The 15,458-nt window shown below is 63.7% G+C and carries 14 protein-coding genes (1 of these 14 cut by a window edge); 6 read left to right on the top strand and 8 right to left on the bottom strand.

Annotated features, from left to right (window positions below; all coding sequences use genetic code 11):
• Positions 1–43: 43 nt before the first annotated feature.
• Both uxaC and ACWPN7_RS10905 read right to left on the bottom strand, forming a co-directional pair.
• Positions 44–1,447, bottom strand: coding sequence for a glucuronate isomerase (gene uxaC, locus ACWPN7_RS10910; protein WP_137107256.1), 1,404 nt, complete (start codon positions 1,445–1,447; stop codon positions 44–46).
• 211 nt (positions 1,448–1,658) lie between these two features.
• On the bottom strand, positions 1,659–2,093 hold the full coding sequence (locus ACWPN7_RS10905) for a methylglyoxal synthase (protein ID WP_014199988.1): 435 nt from the start codon (positions 2,091–2,093) through the stop codon (positions 1,659–1,661).
• Between the two features lie 285 nt (positions 2,094–2,378).
• Between ACWPN7_RS10905 and ACWPN7_RS10900 the strand changes: the two genes are divergently transcribed.
• Entirely contained in the window at positions 2,379–3,161 is a 783-nt protein-coding gene (locus ACWPN7_RS10900; protein ID WP_040138202.1) for a GntR family transcriptional regulator, read from the top strand.
• Between the two features lie 94 nt (positions 3,162–3,255).
• Entirely contained in the window at positions 3,256–4,296 is a 1,041-nt protein-coding gene (gene mgrA / locus ACWPN7_RS10895) for an L-glyceraldehyde 3-phosphate reductase (RefSeq protein ID WP_103040805.1), read from the top strand.
• Positions 4,297–4,352: 56 nt separating this feature from the next.
• Here the strand turns inward: mgrA and ACWPN7_RS10890 are convergent, their stop codons facing one another.
• From ACWPN7_RS10890 to ACWPN7_RS10865, 6 genes are all read right to left on the bottom strand, one after another.
• Entirely contained in the window at positions 4,353–5,654 is a 1,302-nt protein-coding gene (locus tag ACWPN7_RS10890) for a TRAP transporter large permease (RefSeq protein WP_492273277.1), read from the bottom strand.
• Positions 5,645–6,184: a TRAP transporter small permease gene (locus ACWPN7_RS10885; RefSeq protein WP_081863467.1), complete on the bottom strand. Its 540-nt coding sequence runs from the start codon at positions 6,182–6,184 to the stop codon at positions 5,645–5,647. Before ACWPN7_RS10885 ends, ACWPN7_RS10890 begins: the two co-directional genes overlap by 10 nt.
• A 73-nt stretch (positions 6,185–6,257) precedes the next feature.
• Positions 6,258–7,247 carry a TRAP transporter substrate-binding protein gene (locus ACWPN7_RS10880; protein ID WP_014199983.1) on the bottom strand — a complete coding sequence of 330 codons (990 nt, stop codon included), beginning with the start codon at positions 7,245–7,247 and terminating at the stop codon, positions 6,258–6,260.
• Positions 7,248–7,375: 128 nt separating this feature from the next.
• Positions 7,376–7,711 (bottom strand): cupin domain-containing protein, encoded by a 336-nt coding sequence (locus ACWPN7_RS10875; RefSeq protein ID WP_014199982.1) that lies wholly within the window; start codon positions 7,709–7,711, stop codon positions 7,376–7,378.
• A 33-nt stretch (positions 7,712–7,744) separates the two neighbouring features.
• Positions 7,745–8,503, bottom strand: a complete 759-nt coding sequence (gene kduD / locus ACWPN7_RS10870; protein WP_014199981.1) for a 2-dehydro-3-deoxy-D-gluconate 5-dehydrogenase KduD — start codon at positions 8,501–8,503, stop codon at positions 7,745–7,747.
• Complete coding sequence (locus tag ACWPN7_RS10865; RefSeq protein ID WP_459197959.1) at positions 8,500–9,312, bottom strand: GntR family transcriptional regulator; 813 nt, start codon at positions 9,310–9,312, stop codon at positions 8,500–8,502. The genes kduD and ACWPN7_RS10865 overlap by 4 nt, the downstream gene beginning before the upstream one ends.
• Positions 9,313–9,720: 408 nt before the next feature.
• On the opposite strand from ACWPN7_RS10865, the gene ACWPN7_RS10860 reads away from it, so the two are divergent.
• The 4 genes from ACWPN7_RS10860 to uxuA all read left to right on the top strand — a co-directional run.
• The gene (locus ACWPN7_RS10860; protein WP_459197960.1) at positions 9,721–12,300 is read left to right on the top strand and encodes a P-loop NTPase; all 2,580 of its coding nucleotides are present in this window, start codon (positions 9,721–9,723) and stop codon (positions 12,298–12,300) included.
• A 332-nt stretch (positions 12,301–12,632) separates the two neighbouring features.
• Positions 12,633–13,328: a GntR family transcriptional regulator gene (locus tag ACWPN7_RS10855; protein ID WP_492273276.1), complete on the top strand. Its 696-nt coding sequence runs from the start codon at positions 12,633–12,635 to the stop codon at positions 13,326–13,328.
• A gap of 21 nt (positions 13,329–13,349) precedes the next feature.
• Entirely contained in the window at positions 13,350–14,822 is a 1,473-nt protein-coding gene (locus ACWPN7_RS10850) for a mannitol dehydrogenase family protein (protein WP_459197962.1), read from the top strand.
• 70 nt (positions 14,823–14,892) lie between these two features.
• Positions 14,893–15,458 carry the 5' portion of a mannonate dehydratase gene (gene uxuA / locus ACWPN7_RS10845; protein WP_149651521.1) on the top strand. The gene runs 631 nt beyond the window's last position, so only the first 566 of its 1,197 coding nucleotides appear in the window; its start codon is at positions 14,893–14,895; the stop codon falls past the right edge of the window.

The raw sequence follows: 15,458 nt of genomic DNA, 5'->3' as shown, positions 1-15,458 counted from the left end.
CGCCCGCGAGCGGGCGCGAAAGGGAGGGGAGAGGGGTTTCACGTCAGAGCTTGTAAGCTTTCTTCGCCAGCGTGTAGGCGAGATCCACCGCCAGCTCCGCGGCCTCGTCCTCCTCCAGCCGGTGCTCGGCGACGAGCCGGGCCAGGAAGGCGCAGTCCACGCGGCGGGCCACGTCGTGGCGGGCCGGGATGGAGCAGAAGGCGCGCGTGTCGTCGTTGAAGCCGACCGTGTTGTAGAAGCCGGCCGTCTCCGTGATCATCTCGCGGTAGCGGCGCATGCCCTCGGGGCTGTCGTGGAACCACCAGGCCGGGCCGACGCGCAGCGCCGGGTAGTGGCCGGCCAGCGGCGCCAGCTCGCGGGCGTAGCTGGTCTCGTCCAGGGTGAACAGGATGATGGTCAGGTCGCGCTCGTTGCCGACGCGGTCGAGCAGCGGCTTCAGCGCCCGCACATACTCGGTGCCGGTCGGGATGTCGGCGCCCTTGTCGCGGCCGAAGCGCTCGAAGACACCCGGGTTGTGGTTGCGGAAGCTGCCTGGGTGGATCTGCATGACCAGCCCGTCGTCCAAGCTCATCTTCGCCATCTCGGTCAGCATCTGGCCGCGGAAGATCTCCGCCTCGGCCGCCGTGATGGTGCCGCGCAGCGCCTTTTCGAACAGCCGCTCGGCGTCGGCATCCGACAGGTCGGCGGTGGTCGCCGTGGCATGGCCGTGGTCGGTCGAGGTGGCGCCGCCGACCTCCTTGAAATACTGGCGGCGGTTGCGCAGGGCGGCGAGGTAGCCGGCCCAGGTCCCGGTGTTCTCACCGGACAGCGCGCCAAGCCGCTCCACATTGGCCTGGAAGCCCTCGAACTCCGGATCGACGACCGGGTCGGGGCGGAAGGCGGTGATGACGCGGCCCTTCCAGCCGCTCTCGCGGATGGCGCGGTGATGCTCCAGCGTGTCGAGCGGCGACTCGGTGGTCGCCAGCAGCTCGATGTTGAAGCGCTCGAACAGGGCGCGCGGCAGGAATTCCGGCTTCTGCAGGCAGGCGTCGATCTGGTCGAAGATGCGGTCGGCGCTGGCCCCGCTCAGCCGCTCCGTCACGCCGAACACCGTCTCGAAGGCGTGGTCGAGCCACATGCGCGTCGGGGTGCCGCGGAACAGGTGCCAGTTCTGCGCCAACTGGCGCCAAATCTTGCGCGGGTCGCTCTCCACCGCCCCGCCGTCCTTGCGCGGCACGCCCAGGCTCTCCATCGTCACGCCCTGGCTGTAGAGCATGCGGAAGGCGTAATGGTCGGGCACCACGAACAGCGACGCCGGGTTCGGGAACGCCTCGTTCTTGGCGAACCAGGACGGGTCCGTGTGGCCGTGCGGGCTGATGATCGGCAGGTGGCCCACCTCCGCGTACAGCCGGCGCGCGATGTCGCGCTGCGTGGGATCGCTGGGGAAGAGGCGGTCGGGGTGGAGCATCGTTCATCTCCGGAAAAAGGGATGCCGGACGGGGGTCCGGTGCCCATTTGAATGGGTGGTTCGGGTGCGGCGCGTGATGCTGCGCCGGTAATGCCCCGCATGTCGGAATATATTAATATATCAGTTCCGAATGCAAGGACTTTGTGCGTCCCGCCCACAATTCTGTCGGCGAGACGCGCAATTCAAGAGGGCGACTGGTCAAGAGGGCCCGTCAGAGGCGGCGCGAATCGTGAGCGGCGAAGTCGACGGCCCGCGGGCGGTAGCCGCTGGTGAAGAGGGGGGAGGAGATCACCATGTCGGCGGTCGCCTCGTTGCAGGCCATCGGGATGTTGTAGAGCGTGGCGAGGCGGGTCAGCGCCTTCACGTCCACGTCGTGGGGCTGGGCGGTCATCGGGTCGACGAAGAAGACGAGCAGGTCGATCCGGCCCTCGGCGATCATCGCGCCGATCTGCTGGTCGCCGCCCAGCGGACCGCTCTTCAGTGAGGTGATGTCCAACTGGGGATGGGCCTCCCGGACCAATCGGCCGGTGGTGCCGGTGGACCAGAAGACGTTCCCCTCCAGCGCGTGGATGTTGGCGCCGAGCCAGCCGATCAGGTCGGGCTTGCGGGCGTCGTGGGCGACGAGGGCGATGCGTTTGCGGTCCACGGTGACGGTCCTTGCGGCTGTGCGCTCCGCGGTGGAGCTTCCATCAATATACTAGTATACTGATGAGTGGCGCAACGCGCTTCCCGGTGGGACAAACTGGCGCGGAACCGGGGCGTCGTGCGGGGTCAAGGCGTTTGACCCACCCCGCCGGGTATTAGTATATTGCGATGAAGGGCGGACCGTCTGCGGCGTGAACCAGCGGGTTCGGCGCCGGCATCCCGGAGCACCGGCGCCCTTGAATCTTCCTGGCAGGAGCGGGTGTTGAAAAAGGCGGCGCAGACATCGATGGCGGATTCATCGACGGCGGATTCCGGACAGGCCGAGGGCGTCAAGACGCGGACCCGGCGCCGCACGGCGGCGGCGGTCGCCCGCCCAGCCCAGCGCGGCACCACCGTGGCCGCGACGATCTACCGCGACCTGCGCAACGAGATCGTCTCGCTCCGCCGCAAGCCGGGCGAGCCGGTCGCCGAGAAGGTGATCGCCCAGGATTATGGTGTCAGCCGGACCCCGGTGCGCGAGGCCGTGCTGCGTCTGGCGGACGAGGGGCTGATCGAGATCTTCCCGCAATCGGGCACCTTCGTCTCCCGTATCCCGCTGGGCGCTCTGCCGGAAGCCATTGCCATCCGCAAGGCTCTGGAGGAGGCGACCGTCCGCTACGCCGCCAAGCGGGCCACCCGCAGCCAGATCGCCAAGCTGCGCGCCAACCTGGAACTCCAGCGCGAGATGGAGGCCGCCCAGAATTTCGAAGGCTTCCACCAGGCCGACGAGACCTTCCATGCGCTGTTGGCGGAGACCGCCGGCTATCCGGGATTCTGGAACCTGACGCAGCAGGTGAAGGTGCAGGTGGACCGCTACCGCCTGCTGACCCTGCCGGTGCTCGGCCGGGTGCCGGACGTGATCGCCGAGCATTCGGTCATCATCGAGGCCATCGCCAACAACGACCCGGAGGCCGCGGCGAAGGCCATCGACCTGCATCTGGACTATCTCCAGGTCACCATCGCCGACGCGCAGAAGGCCAACCCGCTCTACTTCACCGCCCCTTCGGAGGACGAGGCCGAGCCGGTCTGAGGTCGTTTTGCGCTCTTGGCTTTGGACGGAGGCTGATTTCTAATATATCAGTCACGTTCCTCCCAACACCGCGCATGACAGCCAGGAGACCGCGATGCAATCGCTCTACCGCGCCGATCCGGCCCGCTACACCGGCATGACCTACCGCCGCAGCGGGCGGAGCGGGCTCGACCTGCCGGCCATTTCGCTGGGGCTGTGGCAGAATTTCGGCGGCACCGATGTGTTCGAGACCGGGCGCGCCGTGCTGCGCCGCGCCTTCGACCGCGGCGTCACCCATTTCGACCTCGCCAACAATTACGGCCCGCCGCCGGGCTCGGCGGAGGAGAATTTCGGGCGCGTCCTGGCGACCGACTTCAAGGCCCACCGCGACGAGCTGATCGTCTCCACCAAGGCCGGCTACGACATGTGGCCCGGCCCCTATGGAAGCTGGGGCTCGCGCAAGTACCTGACGGCCAGCCTGGATCAGAGCCTCAAGCGCATGGGGCTCGACTATGTGGACATCTTCTACTCGCACCGCGTCGACCCGCGCACCCCGCTGGAGGAGACGATGGGGGCGCTCGACCACGCCGTGCGGCAGGGCAAGGCGCTCTATGTCGGCATCTCCTCCTACTCGCCGGAAATGACCCGGCGGGCGGCGGCGATCCTCAAGGACCTCGGCACGCCCTGCCTGATCCACCAGCCGTCCTATTCCATGCTGAACCGCTGGATCGAGGGTGGGCTGCTCGACGCGCTGGAGGAGACCGGGATCGGCTGCATCGCCTTCTCGCCGCTGGCCCAGGGCATGCTGACCACCAAGTATCTGAACGGCCAGCCCACCGACGCCCGCGCTGCCAAGGGCGGCACGCTGAAGGCGCACTTCCTGTCGCCGGAGAATCTGGAGCGCGTGCGCGCCCTGGACGCCATCGCCACGCGGCGCGGCCAGACGCTGGCCCAGATGGCCATCGCCTGGGTGTTGCGCGACCCGCGGGTGACCTCCGCCCTGGTCGGTGCGCGCAACGTCGAGCAGCTCGACAACTCGCTGGATGCGCTGAAGAACACCGCTTTCACGCCGGAGGAGCTGGCCGAGATCGACCGCCATGCCGTCGATGGCGGGCTGAACCTCTGGCAGAACTCGTCGAACGCCGAAGCCGGCTGATCCGCCGAAATCCGACATGAAAAGGGCCGCGCCGGGGATGCCGGCGCGGCCCTTTTTCATAACCCTGTGTGCCTCAGCGCATGAGGAGGTGGGGGAGCCAGAGTGAGAAGGCTGGAACGTAGGTGACGAGGAGGAGGGTGACGAAGAGGGCGCCATAGAAGGGGAGGATGGAGCGCATGACTTGGCCGACGGAGATCTCGCCGATGGCGCAGCCGATGAACTGGGTGGTGCCGACCGGCGGCGTGTTGAGGCCGAGCGCGCAGTTGATCAGCATGACGATGCCGAACTGCACCGGGTCCATGCCGTACTGCATGGCGATGGGCAGGAAGATCGGCGTGCAGATCAGGATCGTGCTCGCCATGTCCATGAAGGTGCCGAGCAGGAACAGGATGATGTTGATCAGCAGGAAGATGACCAGCGGGTTGGTCGAGATGCCGGCCATCAGCTCGCCGGTGATCCTCGGCCACCTGATACAGCCCCATGATGTACTGGAACATCGTCGAGACGCCGATCAGCAGCAGGACCACGCCGGTGGTCTTGACCGTCTTGGCGGCGGCGGCCAGGAAATGGTCCCAGGTCAGCGTGCGGTAGACGAAGGTGGTGAGCAGCAGCGCGTAGATCACCGCGATGGAGGCGGACTCGGTGGCGGTGAAGACGCCGGACGTGATGCCGGCCAGGATGATCACGACGATGAGCAGGCCCGGGGCGGCGGCGGCGAAGGACCGGCCCAGGATCGACCAGCCGGGGAAGGTGCCGGGGGGATAGCCGCGCTTGACCGCGACGTAGTAGGCCGCACCCAGGTTGCAGACCATCAGCAGCAGGGCGGGGACGATGCCCGCGGCGATCAGCGCGCCGATGGAGGCTTTGCCGCCGGCGGCCAGGGCGTAGATGATCATGTTGTGGCTGGTCGGCATCAGCGCGCCGACCAGGGCGGCGTGGGTGGTGACGTTGACGGCGTAGTCGGCGTGGTAGCCCTCGCGCTTCATCATCGGGATCATCACCGCGCCCATGGCCGAGACGTCGGCGACGGGGGAGCCGGCGACGCCGCCGAAGAGCGTGCAGGCGACGACGTTGGACATGCCGAGGCCGCCGCGGATGTGGCCGACCATGTTCTTGGCGGTGGCGACGATCTTGTCGGCCACACCGCCGTGGAGCATCAGCTCGCCGGAGAAGACGAAGAAGGGGATGGCGAGGAAGGAGAAGACGTTCATGCCGGACATCATCTGCTGGAAGATGACGGCGACGGGGAGGCCCTCGTAGAGGATGGTGCAGAGCGCCGACAGGCCGATGGCGAAGGCGACCGGAATGCCCAGGACGAGGAAGCCGAAGAAGGTGACGGCGAGAATGGTCAGTTCCATGACGGTGCGACCTCCTCGCCGCGGATGATGGCGACGACGTGTTCGATGGCGAAAAGCACGATCAGGACGCCGGAGAGCACGAGCGGGATGTAGCGGACGGCTTCGGAGACGTGCAGGTTGGGGATGTAGTAGGCGGCGACGGAATTGCCGAGGACCCAGCCGTTGTAGGCCATGCAGGCGCCGAAGACGCCGACGAGGGCGTAGATGACGATCTCGACCTTGCGGCGGATGGCGTCGGGCAGCATGACGAGGAAGGATTCCAGGCCGATGTGTCCGGCGTCGCGGACCCCGACGGCGGCGCCGATGAGGGTGACGTAGAGGACCAGCACGATGGCCAGGCTCTCCGCCCAGGTCGGCGAGTCGTTCAGCACGTAGCGGCCGAAGACCTGATAGAACACCACACAGACGATGGCCATCAGGCCGACCATCGCCACGCACATCCCCGACCGCGCCAGCCGCGCGTTCACCCGCGTCAGCAGGCCCGCGCTCTGCGGGGGGCTGTGGTCCATTGCTTGCAGCTCGATTTCCATGCCGCCGGCTCCCCTCAAAGGACGCGGCGCCGCCCTTCGGTCTGCCGAAGGGAAGCGCCGCGTTCGACTGTGCTTACTTCGTGTCCTGGATGCGTTTCACGAGGCCGTCCAGCTTCGGCGTGCTCGCGAACTGCTTGTAGACGGGAGCCATCGCGTCGATGAACTCCTGCTTGTTCGTGACCTCGACGATCTGGGCGCCGGCCTTTACGACCACGTCCTTGGACTTCTGCTCGCGCTCGTCCCACAGCTTGCGCATGTAGGGGACGGAGTCCTTGGCGGCCTTGCGGATGGCGGCCTGGTCGTCCTTGGACAGGCGGTCCCACGAGACCTTCGAGAAGACCAGCACTTCCGGCGCCATCGCGTGCTCGGTCAGGGTGAAGTACTTGGCGGCCTCGAAGTGGCGCGAGGACTCGTAGGACGGGTAGTTGTTCTCCGCCGCGTCGACGATGCCGGTCTTCAGCGCGGTGTAGACCTCGCCGAAGGGCATCGGCGTGGCGTTGGCGCCCAGCGCCTGGATCATGGCGACGAACAGGTCGGACTGCTGGACGCGGATCTTGGCGCCCTTCATGTCGGCCAGCGTCTTGTAGGGCTTGGCGGCCGAATACATGCTGCGCGAGCCGCTGTCGTAGAAGGCGAGGCCGATCATGCCCTGGCTTTCCATGGCGGCCAGGATCTCGTCGCCGATCGGACCGTCCAGCACGGCGCGCATGTGCTCGGTGGAGCGGAAGATGAAGGGCAGGGCCGTGACCATTGTCTCCGGGACGACGTTGTTCAGCGGCGCGACGTTGATGCGCATCATGTCGAGCCCGCCGATCTTCAGCTGCTCGATGGTGTCCTTCTCGGTGCCGAGCGCGCCGTTCGGGTAGACCTTCACGCCGAGCTTGCCGCCGGTCCGCTCCTTCAGGAGCTTGTCGACGTACTTCACCGCCTCGACGGTCGGGTAGTCGGCCGGGTGGATGTCCGCGGAGCGGAAGTCGCGGGCCACGACCGGGGTGGCGAGCAGGGTGCAGGCCGCGCAGGCGGCGAGAAGGGCGGCGCGGATACCGCGGGTCGAAAGATGCATAGCGTGTCCTCCTGGCGATTGTTCGGCAGCTTCAGGCTGGTTTTTTGGTTTGGACGGTTGGGTCCGGGAGCCGCCCGGCGCGTGTTCCCGCGCGCCGGGCAACGGGTGAAGGTCGGCGGGTGATGTCGTCAGGCGAGGAAGTCCTCGCGCGGGGGCGTGAAGATGTCGAGCAGGACGCCCGGTTCCAGCGCCACGACGCCGTGCAGGGCGTTGGACGGCACCATGTAGCCGTCGCCGGTGCCCAGCCGCCGGGTGACGCCCTCGATGGTGACGTCGAAGGCGCCCTTCTCGACCACGGCGCACTGGACGTGCGGGTGGCGGTGCTGCGGCCCGATGGCGCCGGTCTCGAACTCCACGCGCACCATCATCATGGCGTCGTTGTGGCCGAGGATCTTGCGGCGCACCCCGGCGCCCAGATCCTGCCAGTCCACCGCCTCGTCGATCACGAAAACGTCCGTGCTCATCCTCGTCTTCCCTTTACTTGTGCGGGCCACTCGTCAGCGGGCGAGCCAGCCGCCGTCCACCGGCAGGATCGTGCCGTGGACGTAATCGGACGCATCGGAGGCCAGGAACACCGCGGGTCCGCCCATGTCGGCGGGCTCGCTCCAGCGTCCGGCGGGGATGCGGGCCAGAATTTCGGCGTTGCGGCGCTCGTCGGCGCGCAGCGCGGTGGTGACGCTGGTCGCGACGTAGCCCGGCGCGATGGCGTTCACGTTGATGCCCTTGCCCGCCCATTCGTTGGCGAGCAGCCGGGTGATCCCGGCGATGCCGCTCTTCGACGCCGCGTAGGAGGGCACGCGGATGCCGCCCTGGAAGGACAGCATGGAGGCGATGTTGATGATCTTGCCCTTCCGCCCGTTGCCCAGCGCGTAGCGCCCGAAGGCCTGGCAGAGGAAGAAGACCGACTTCAGGTTCACGTCCAGAACGGCGTCCCAGTCGGCCTCGGTGAAGTCCAGCGGGTCGTCGCGGCGGATCAGCCCGGCGTTGTTGACCAGGATGTCCAGCCCGCCGAGCGTGCCGACCGTTTCCTCCATCAGTGCGGGGATCGGGGCGATGCTCGACAGGTCGGCGGGGATCGCGGCGAAGCGGCGGCCTAGCCCCTCGACCAGCGCGCGCGTCTCGTCCGGCGGGGTGCGCCCGGCCACGGCGATGTCGGCGCCGGCCCGCGCCAGGGCGACCGCGATGGCCTGCCCGATGCCGCCGTTGCCCCCGGTGACCAGGGCGGTCTTGCCGGTGAGGTCGAAGGGGTTGGTCATGACGGGGTGCTTTCTTTCTTCGTCTTCGACGGGCTGTCCGGCTGCGCGCCGGAGAAGAAGAAGGGGTTGGCCCCCTGGGTGTTCGGGACGGACTCCAGCAGGGCGCCGAGATGGATGACCATCAGCCGCTCCGCCTCGGCCGGGTCGCGCGCGGCGATGGCGTCGACGATGCCGCCGTGTTCGGCCAGCACATGCGGGATGCGGCCCGGCTCCGGCAGGGTCAGGCGGCGGTAGCGGTCCACCTGCATCTTCACCTGCTGGGCCATGGTCCACAGGCCGGGGAAGCCGGCGATGTCGGAAATCAGGCGGTGGAATTCCTCGTCGGCCTCGTGGAAGCCGTCGAGGTCGCCCGCCGCCGCCGTCTCCTGCTGGAGCAGGACGTTGGCCCGCAGCGCTGCGATCTGACTGCGCGCGGCACGGACGGCGGCGTAGCGGACCGCGGTGCATTCCAGCGAGGTGCGGATCACCACCGCTTCGGGAAGGGCGTTGACCGGGATGCGGGCGACGAAGGTGCCGGACTGCGGGAAGATTTCGACCAGCCCGTCGTCGGCCAGCCGCAGCAGAGCCTCACGCACCGGGGTGCGGCTGACGCCGAAGGACTCCGCGACGTGCTTCTCCACAATGGGCTCCCCCGGCTTGCGCCGCATGGCCACGATGTCCCCGCGCAACGACCGGTAGATCTCCGCGGTGGCCGTGGCGCGGGCGGACAGGCGCGGTTCCTTTGCGGTTCCAAGCACCTTGCCAGGCACGGTCCCCGGAGCGGTTCCGGGCGGTTGAGCGTCCAGGGCGCGCCTGGAGGTCGAAGCCATTGCAGTCCTCCCAAAGTGCCGGCCCGTGCCCCATGCGGGGCCGGTCCGTGCCGTTCCTTGAGGAAGAGCATATTAATATATCAGCGTGGCGCGCAAGCCTGATTTTGAGGAAGGGGCGAACATTTTTTCGGGGGGGCGTCCGATATAACTGGCTGAAGCAAAAGATAGTAGGCGAATGTTGGCCATCCCGTCGGACGCAGCTTTGTGCCATGGAGAGATCATAGCCACGGTGGCACAGCGTCATAAAAACTTTCGTTCATCCCTGCTCCACAATGGAATTGAAATAATGTAGTTATTTTCATAAGATATTTCTCAGATCCTTCGACGAAGAAGGTCAAACTGTTTTTTTTGAGGCGGGAAAGTCAATCTGCGGCTTTTGTATAGGTAATATAAAACGGAGCACGCGAAATGGTAAATATAGATGCTAATGATGAGCGCTTGATTTTGAACTCTTTGAATGATGGGGCGATTGTTCTTGTTCTTGGTGCTGGAGCTTCGGCAACCTGCACAAAGTTAAATGGTGAGAAAGTTCGCCAGGGAAGGGCTTTGGCCGATTTGCTTGCAAATAAGGCTGGGCTACCTTATGCCGGTGAAGAGCTGCCTGATGTGATAGCTGGCGTCATTGGGCAACGGATTAGTGGTGATCAATTCCATCAAATTCTACGAAATGAGTATACGAAAATTAATCCATCACGGGAGCTTTCTGCTCTTTTTAATTATACTTGGCGGAGAATTTATACATGGAACGTTGATGACTCTTTGGAGAGTGTCCAGTCATCTGTTCAGAGAAGACGGTATTTTAATGGGCTATCTGATAAAGTATCGGTTCATGAAGGTCATGATTATGTGCAAATCATACACTTGCATGGCGATGCCTCTAAGCCGGAACATGGATTTATATTTAGTCAATCAGAATATAATGCTCGATTGAATAAAGGGGACCACGATTGGTACCGCGCTTTGACCTCGGATTATATTTCTTATACTCCGGTTTTTATCGGAAGCCGCCTCAATGAGCCTATTTTGTCCGCTGAGTTGGATAGAGCGCGCCCTGTATCTGGGGCTGGCCTCGGCGTTGCGTACTTGGTAACGCCTGATCAATTTACCGAAGTCCAACTTTCTGGATTTAAAGCACGAAATATAGTTGTAATTAGTGCAACCTTAGATCAATTTGTCAGCTGGATAAATGAAAAAGTGGGGAAGGCTATTTATCCTAAGGATGTAGCGCGGCGAGCTAATGAATTTGTTGAACGGCTTGTAAGTACCGTTTCTACAAATTCTGCAGATATCGAGGCTGCAGAGTCAATTTTTATCCATACTTGGCGTGCAACTAAGTTAGAAGCTGATGCTTTGGGTTCTACAGAGCTACGCCAATTAGGTCGCGCTTTCCTTGAGGGAGCTCCGCCAACTTGGCGCTTGGCAGCAACTGCTATCCCCGTTTGGCTGCAACGGACCGAAAGTTTGTATAGGGCAATGACTGAGTCTTTCAGAAATCATGATCGTTGTTTTATCGCTTACGGTCAAGCCGGCAGTGGAAAAACAATGGCGCTTATGCAGTGTCTTTTGCGTTATTCAAGAGAAAATGAGGGAGTGATTCTTTATGAACTTAAGAGTGATGTTCGATCTCTTCGAGCTTCACTAGGAATTATAATGAGGCTTCATAAGGATAGCCATGTCATTATTTATGTAAGAGACGTTTTCCTGTTTGGTGATGCTCTACGTGAGGATATTCTGAGCATTAACCCTGGGCAGATTACGCTAATAAGTAGTGCGCGTTCGGGTGAGTGGCGTGAGCATATAGAGCGTCGTATTGGTGATATTGCCAAGTCTTTTCTTTATCAACGGTTTGTTGAAGGAGATTATAGTGCGCTTATAGAGCGTCTTGTTGAGTATGTACCAGCTCCAGCATTCCTTAAAATGCCTCTAGAAAACAAGATTAAAAAAATCCGCAGCTCGCAAAGTCAACTTCTTATTGCTCTAAAAGAAACTACCGAGTCCGATATTTTTATAGACGTAATAACTAATGAATTCCTCAATCTTCCCGACGATGATTGTAGAATGCTTTTGATTATTGTTGGTATATCTACAATTGCAAGATCTGGGATACGGGAAAGTGAGGCTCGGGCTGCATACGATCGGCTTGGCGCTAAACGTCAGTTCTCTGCAGCTTTAATTGCTCTCGAAGGAATAGTTTCTAAAGATAGCTTAGATAGACTTTGGGCTCGCCATGAGCTTTATGTGCGGCACCTTGTCGAAAATGTGGTCGAATTCGAAGACGTCATTAGTGCTATCGTGGAAATTCTGAGAACTTTTACAAAGTACAAGATACCAATTGTGAAAACAGTGGGCAGGCTTGATGCCGTTCTATTTAAATTTCTGCTAAATCATAATTTCAATGCGGACCTTGCAAGACGGCGCCATGGAAAGGAAGAAGGGCGTCGGATTTATGAAACATTTGAGGTCGAATTCCAATTGGACGGGCATTTTTGGCTTCAGTATGGCCAGTATCTTGTGGCAATAGGAGAAGACGAGGAGGCGCTCTCTGTTCTTAGTAAATCTATACAAGCTTATTCCGAAAATTCATACGCCGTTCACGCATTTGCCGATCTTCAGCTAAGGGTGGCTATAAAAAGGAAAAATTATGACGCTACTACTGTTAAGCTGATAGGGGATGCTGTTAAGGCCCTAGAGGAGCAGCATCGCCAATCTTTGTGGGACTCGGATCAATACCCAATTGTAACTTTGGCGGAAAAGCATGTTGCTGCAATGATTGTGCACAAACAGATTAGCGCTGCTAAAGCTGCGGCTTCAAAATATTTCCGGGAACTGGAAATCATGTCCCGGCAGAACTCAGTGCAGCCGCTTCAAAGAGCTAGGGAGCGCCTAGCGCATTATCTCGCTACGGGCATATGGCACGAGGGAGAGGTTCCCGATTTCTCGGATCGTTCTAAAAGAATGTCTCGGAGGCGAGGGCGTAGGCGGAAGTGAATGATAGCAGCTGGGTCTGTCGGCAAAATCTGCTCCAGGCCCAATCTCTGTAAAAATTCTATTAAAACTCCGGTCTGACGTGCTGAAGCCGTCGTTCACTTTAGCTTTGAAGTGCCGATCAAAACCTCCGCCGGTCGGAGTAAAATCAATGGCTTGAGCCTATGGAGGCGGAGTTTTGATCCGCGCTCTTAGTTCAGTTTTGATCTGCACTCTAAACTCAACTGGGGCACGGGGCTTTGTCAGCGGCCCGCCCATCTATACCGTAATTGCTCCCCCTTGCCAGCCTCCGTCCATAATGGCATACTAGTATGCAAGTTGCCGCGATGGACGCCATGACCAACTCGCCGACCTCATCCGCCCCCACCGACATCCGCGGCCCCCGCCTGCACGGGGTCTACGACGCCCTGCGCGCCGCCGTGCTGTCGGGGGAGATCCGCCCCGGCGAGGGGATTTCGGAAACCCGCGTGGCCGCCCGCTACGGCGTCAGCCGCACCCCGGTGCGCGAGGCCTTCCGCCGGCTGGCCGACGAGGGGTTCCTGCGCATCGTGCCGCAGGTCGGCACCTTCGTGGCGCCGATCCAGCTCTCCGCGGTGTCCGACAGCCAGTTCATCCGCGAGACCCTGGAATGCCGGACCGTGCGTCTGGCCGCCGAGCGGGCGGAGGCGGCGGACGTCGCCTCGCTCACCCGGCTTCTCAACTCGCACCACGCGGTGATGTCCCCCGACCGCCATTCCGAGTTCTTCGCCCTGGACGAGGCCACCCACGCCGAGCTGGCGCGCATCGCCGGGCGTCCGGCGGTGTGGGACCTGCTGGTCGCCGTCAAGGCGCAGCTCGACCGCGTGCGCTTCCTGTCGCTGCACGGCGAAGGCTGGGCGGCCAAGATCGTCGGCGAGCACCAGAGCATCGTTGACCGCGTCGCCGCCCGTGACCCCGACGGCGCGGAGGAGGCCATGCGCGCCCATCTGCGCACCGTCTTCGCGGCGGTGGACGAGATCGCCCGAACCAACAGCCACTTCTTCGAGACGTAAAGCCCTTATGCGGAGTGTTCCATGCGCCTGAGCCCCGACACGCTGCCCTCGCTGCGCCATGGCGCGCAGCGTCCCGGCTATGACCGTGCCGCGCTGACCACCGGAATCGTCCATCTGGGCATCGGCGCCTTCCACCGCGCCCATCAGGCCGTCTACACCGACGACGCCCTCGCCCGGTCCTTCGGTCCCTGGGGCATCGCCGGGGTCAGCCTGCGCAGCCCCGACACGCGCGACGCGCTGGAGCCGCAGGGCGGCCTCTACACCGTCGCGGTGCGCGACGCCGCCGGCGAGCGGCTGCGGGTGATCGGCTCGGTCACCGAACTGCTGGTCGCTCCGGAGGACCCCGCCGCGGTGCTGGACCTCCTGACGCGCCCCTCCGTCCGCATCGTCACCCTGACCGTCACCGAGAAGGGCTATTGCCACGACCCGGCGACCGGCGCGCTGAACGAGGCCCATCCGGACATCGTCCACGACCTCGCCAACCCGGAACGCCCGCGCAGCGTGCCCGGCTTCCTGGTGGAGGCTCTGATCCGCCGTCGCGCCGCCGGGGTGGAGCCGTTCACGGTGCTGAGCTGCGACAACCTGCCGAGCAACGGCGACACCGCCGCGGGCCTGCTGCGCCGCTACGCCGAACTGCGCGATCCCGCGCTGGGGACGTGGTTCGCCGGGAACGTCGCCTGCCCGAACAGCATGGTCGACCGCATCGTGCCGGCCACCACCGACGCCGACCGCGACCGCGTGTCGGACGGGCTGGGCCTGCGCGACGCTTGGCCGGTGGTGACCGAGCCGTTCAGCCAGTGGGTGATCGAGGATCGCTTCCCCACCGGGCGCCCGGCCTGGGAGCTGGAAGGGGCGGAGCTGGTCCCCGACGTCCATCCTTATGAGACGATGAAGCTGCGCCTGCTGAACGGCAGCCACTCCACGCTCGCCTATCTCGGCTATCTTGCCGGCTACGAGACGGTGTCGGACACCATGGCCGATCCGGCCTTCGTCCGGCTGATCCGCGGCCTGATGGACGAGGAGGCCGGTCCGACCCTGCACATGCCGCCGGGCGCCGACCTCGGCCATTACAAGGATGCGCTGATCGAGCGCTTCCGCAATCCCGCCCTGCGGCACCGCACCTGGCAGATCGCTATGGACGGCACGCAGAAGCTGCCGCAGCGGCTGCTCGGCACCATCCGCGACCGGCTGGCCGCCGGGGCGCCGATCGACCGGCTGGCGCTGGGGGTGGCGGCCTGGATGCGTTACGTCTCCGGCACCGACGAAGCCGGCCGCCCCATCGACGTGCGCGACCCCATGGCCGCCAAGCTCGCCGAACTGGCGGCGGAGGCCGGACCGGTGGCCGACCGTCTGGCGCCCGCCCTGTTCGGGCTGAACGCCGTTTTCGGCGACGACCTGCCGCGCGACCCGCGTTTCACCGGCCCGGTGACCGACGCGCTGCGCCGCCTCTACGCCGAGGGCGCCCGCGCCGTCGTGCAATCGGTCGCGGGCTGAGCGCCCCAACCCAACAACCCCATCGAGACACGCCGGACTCGGCACAGCACTCTTCCTCAAGGAGCAGACCATGGAACAGACTTGGCGTTGGTTCGGCCCGGACGATGTGATCCGGCTCAACCACATCCGTCAGACCGGCGCCACCGGCATCGTCACCGCCCTGCACCAGATCCCCTACGGCGTGGTCTGGTCGGTCGAGGAGATCGAGGAGCGCAAGGCGATGATCGCCGCCGACCCCTCGCTCGGCCTGCGCTGGAGCGTTGTGGAAAGCCTGCCGGTCCATGAGTCCATCAAGATCGGCGAGGGCGATCTGGCCCCGCTGTTCGACAACTACCGCCAGTCGCTGCGCAACCTCGCGGCCTGCGGGGTGACGACGGTCTGCTACAACTTCATGCCGATCCTCGACTGGACCCGCACCGACCTCGCCGCGCCGGTGCCGGGCGGCGGCACCTCGCTGCGCTTCAACGCCTTCGAGCACGCCGCCTTCGACGTCTTCATGCTGGAGCGTCCGGGTGCCGAGGACGATCATTCGCCCGAGGTTCTGGCCCGCGCCCGCGCCTGGTTCGACAAGGCGTCGGAGGACGACAAGAAGAGGCTTCTCGCCAACATCATGGCCGGCCTGCCGGGCGCCTTCGA

This window comes from Azospirillum sp. UENF 312511 (assembly GCF_058780635.1).
This window is presented reverse-complemented; position numbering and strand designations above follow the sequence as displayed.

Coding starts and splice junctions, on each gene's coding strand:
- uxaC (WP_137107256.1), bottom strand. CDS start 1,447: ATGCTCCACCCCGACCGCCTCTTCCCCAGCGATCCCACGCAGCGCGAC.
- ACWPN7_RS10900 (WP_040138202.1), top strand. CDS start 2,379: ATGGCGGATTCATCGACGGCGGATTCCGGACAGGCCGAGGGCGTCAAG.
- mgrA (WP_103040805.1), top strand. CDS start 3,256: ATGCAATCGCTCTACCGCGCCGATCCGGCCCGCTACACCGGCATGACC.
- ACWPN7_RS10890 (WP_492273277.1), bottom strand. CDS start 5,654: ATGGAACTGACCATTCTCGCCGTCACCTTCTTCGGCTTCCTCGTCCTG.
- ACWPN7_RS10885 (WP_081863467.1), bottom strand. CDS start 6,184: ATGGAAATCGAGCTGCAAGCAATGGACCACAGCCCCCCGCAGAGCGCG.
- ACWPN7_RS10880 (WP_014199983.1), bottom strand. CDS start 7,247: ATGCATCTTTCGACCCGCGGTATCCGCGCCGCCCTTCTCGCCGCCTGC.
- ACWPN7_RS10875 (WP_014199982.1), bottom strand. CDS start 7,711: ATGAGCACGGACGTTTTCGTGATCGACGAGGCGGTGGACTGGCAGGAT.
- kduD (WP_014199981.1), bottom strand. CDS start 8,503: ATGACCAACCCCTTCGACCTCACCGGCAAGACCGCCCTGGTCACCGGG.
- ACWPN7_RS10865 (WP_459197959.1), bottom strand. CDS start 9,312: ATGGCTTCGACCTCCAGGCGCGCCCTGGACGCTCAACCGCCCGGAACC.
- ACWPN7_RS10860 (WP_459197960.1), top strand. CDS start 9,721: ATGGTAAATATAGATGCTAATGATGAGCGCTTGATTTTGAACTCTTTG.
- ACWPN7_RS10855 (WP_492273276.1), top strand. CDS start 12,633: ATGACCAACTCGCCGACCTCATCCGCCCCCACCGACATCCGCGGCCCC.
- ACWPN7_RS10850 (WP_459197962.1), top strand. CDS start 13,350: ATGCGCCTGAGCCCCGACACGCTGCCCTCGCTGCGCCATGGCGCGCAG.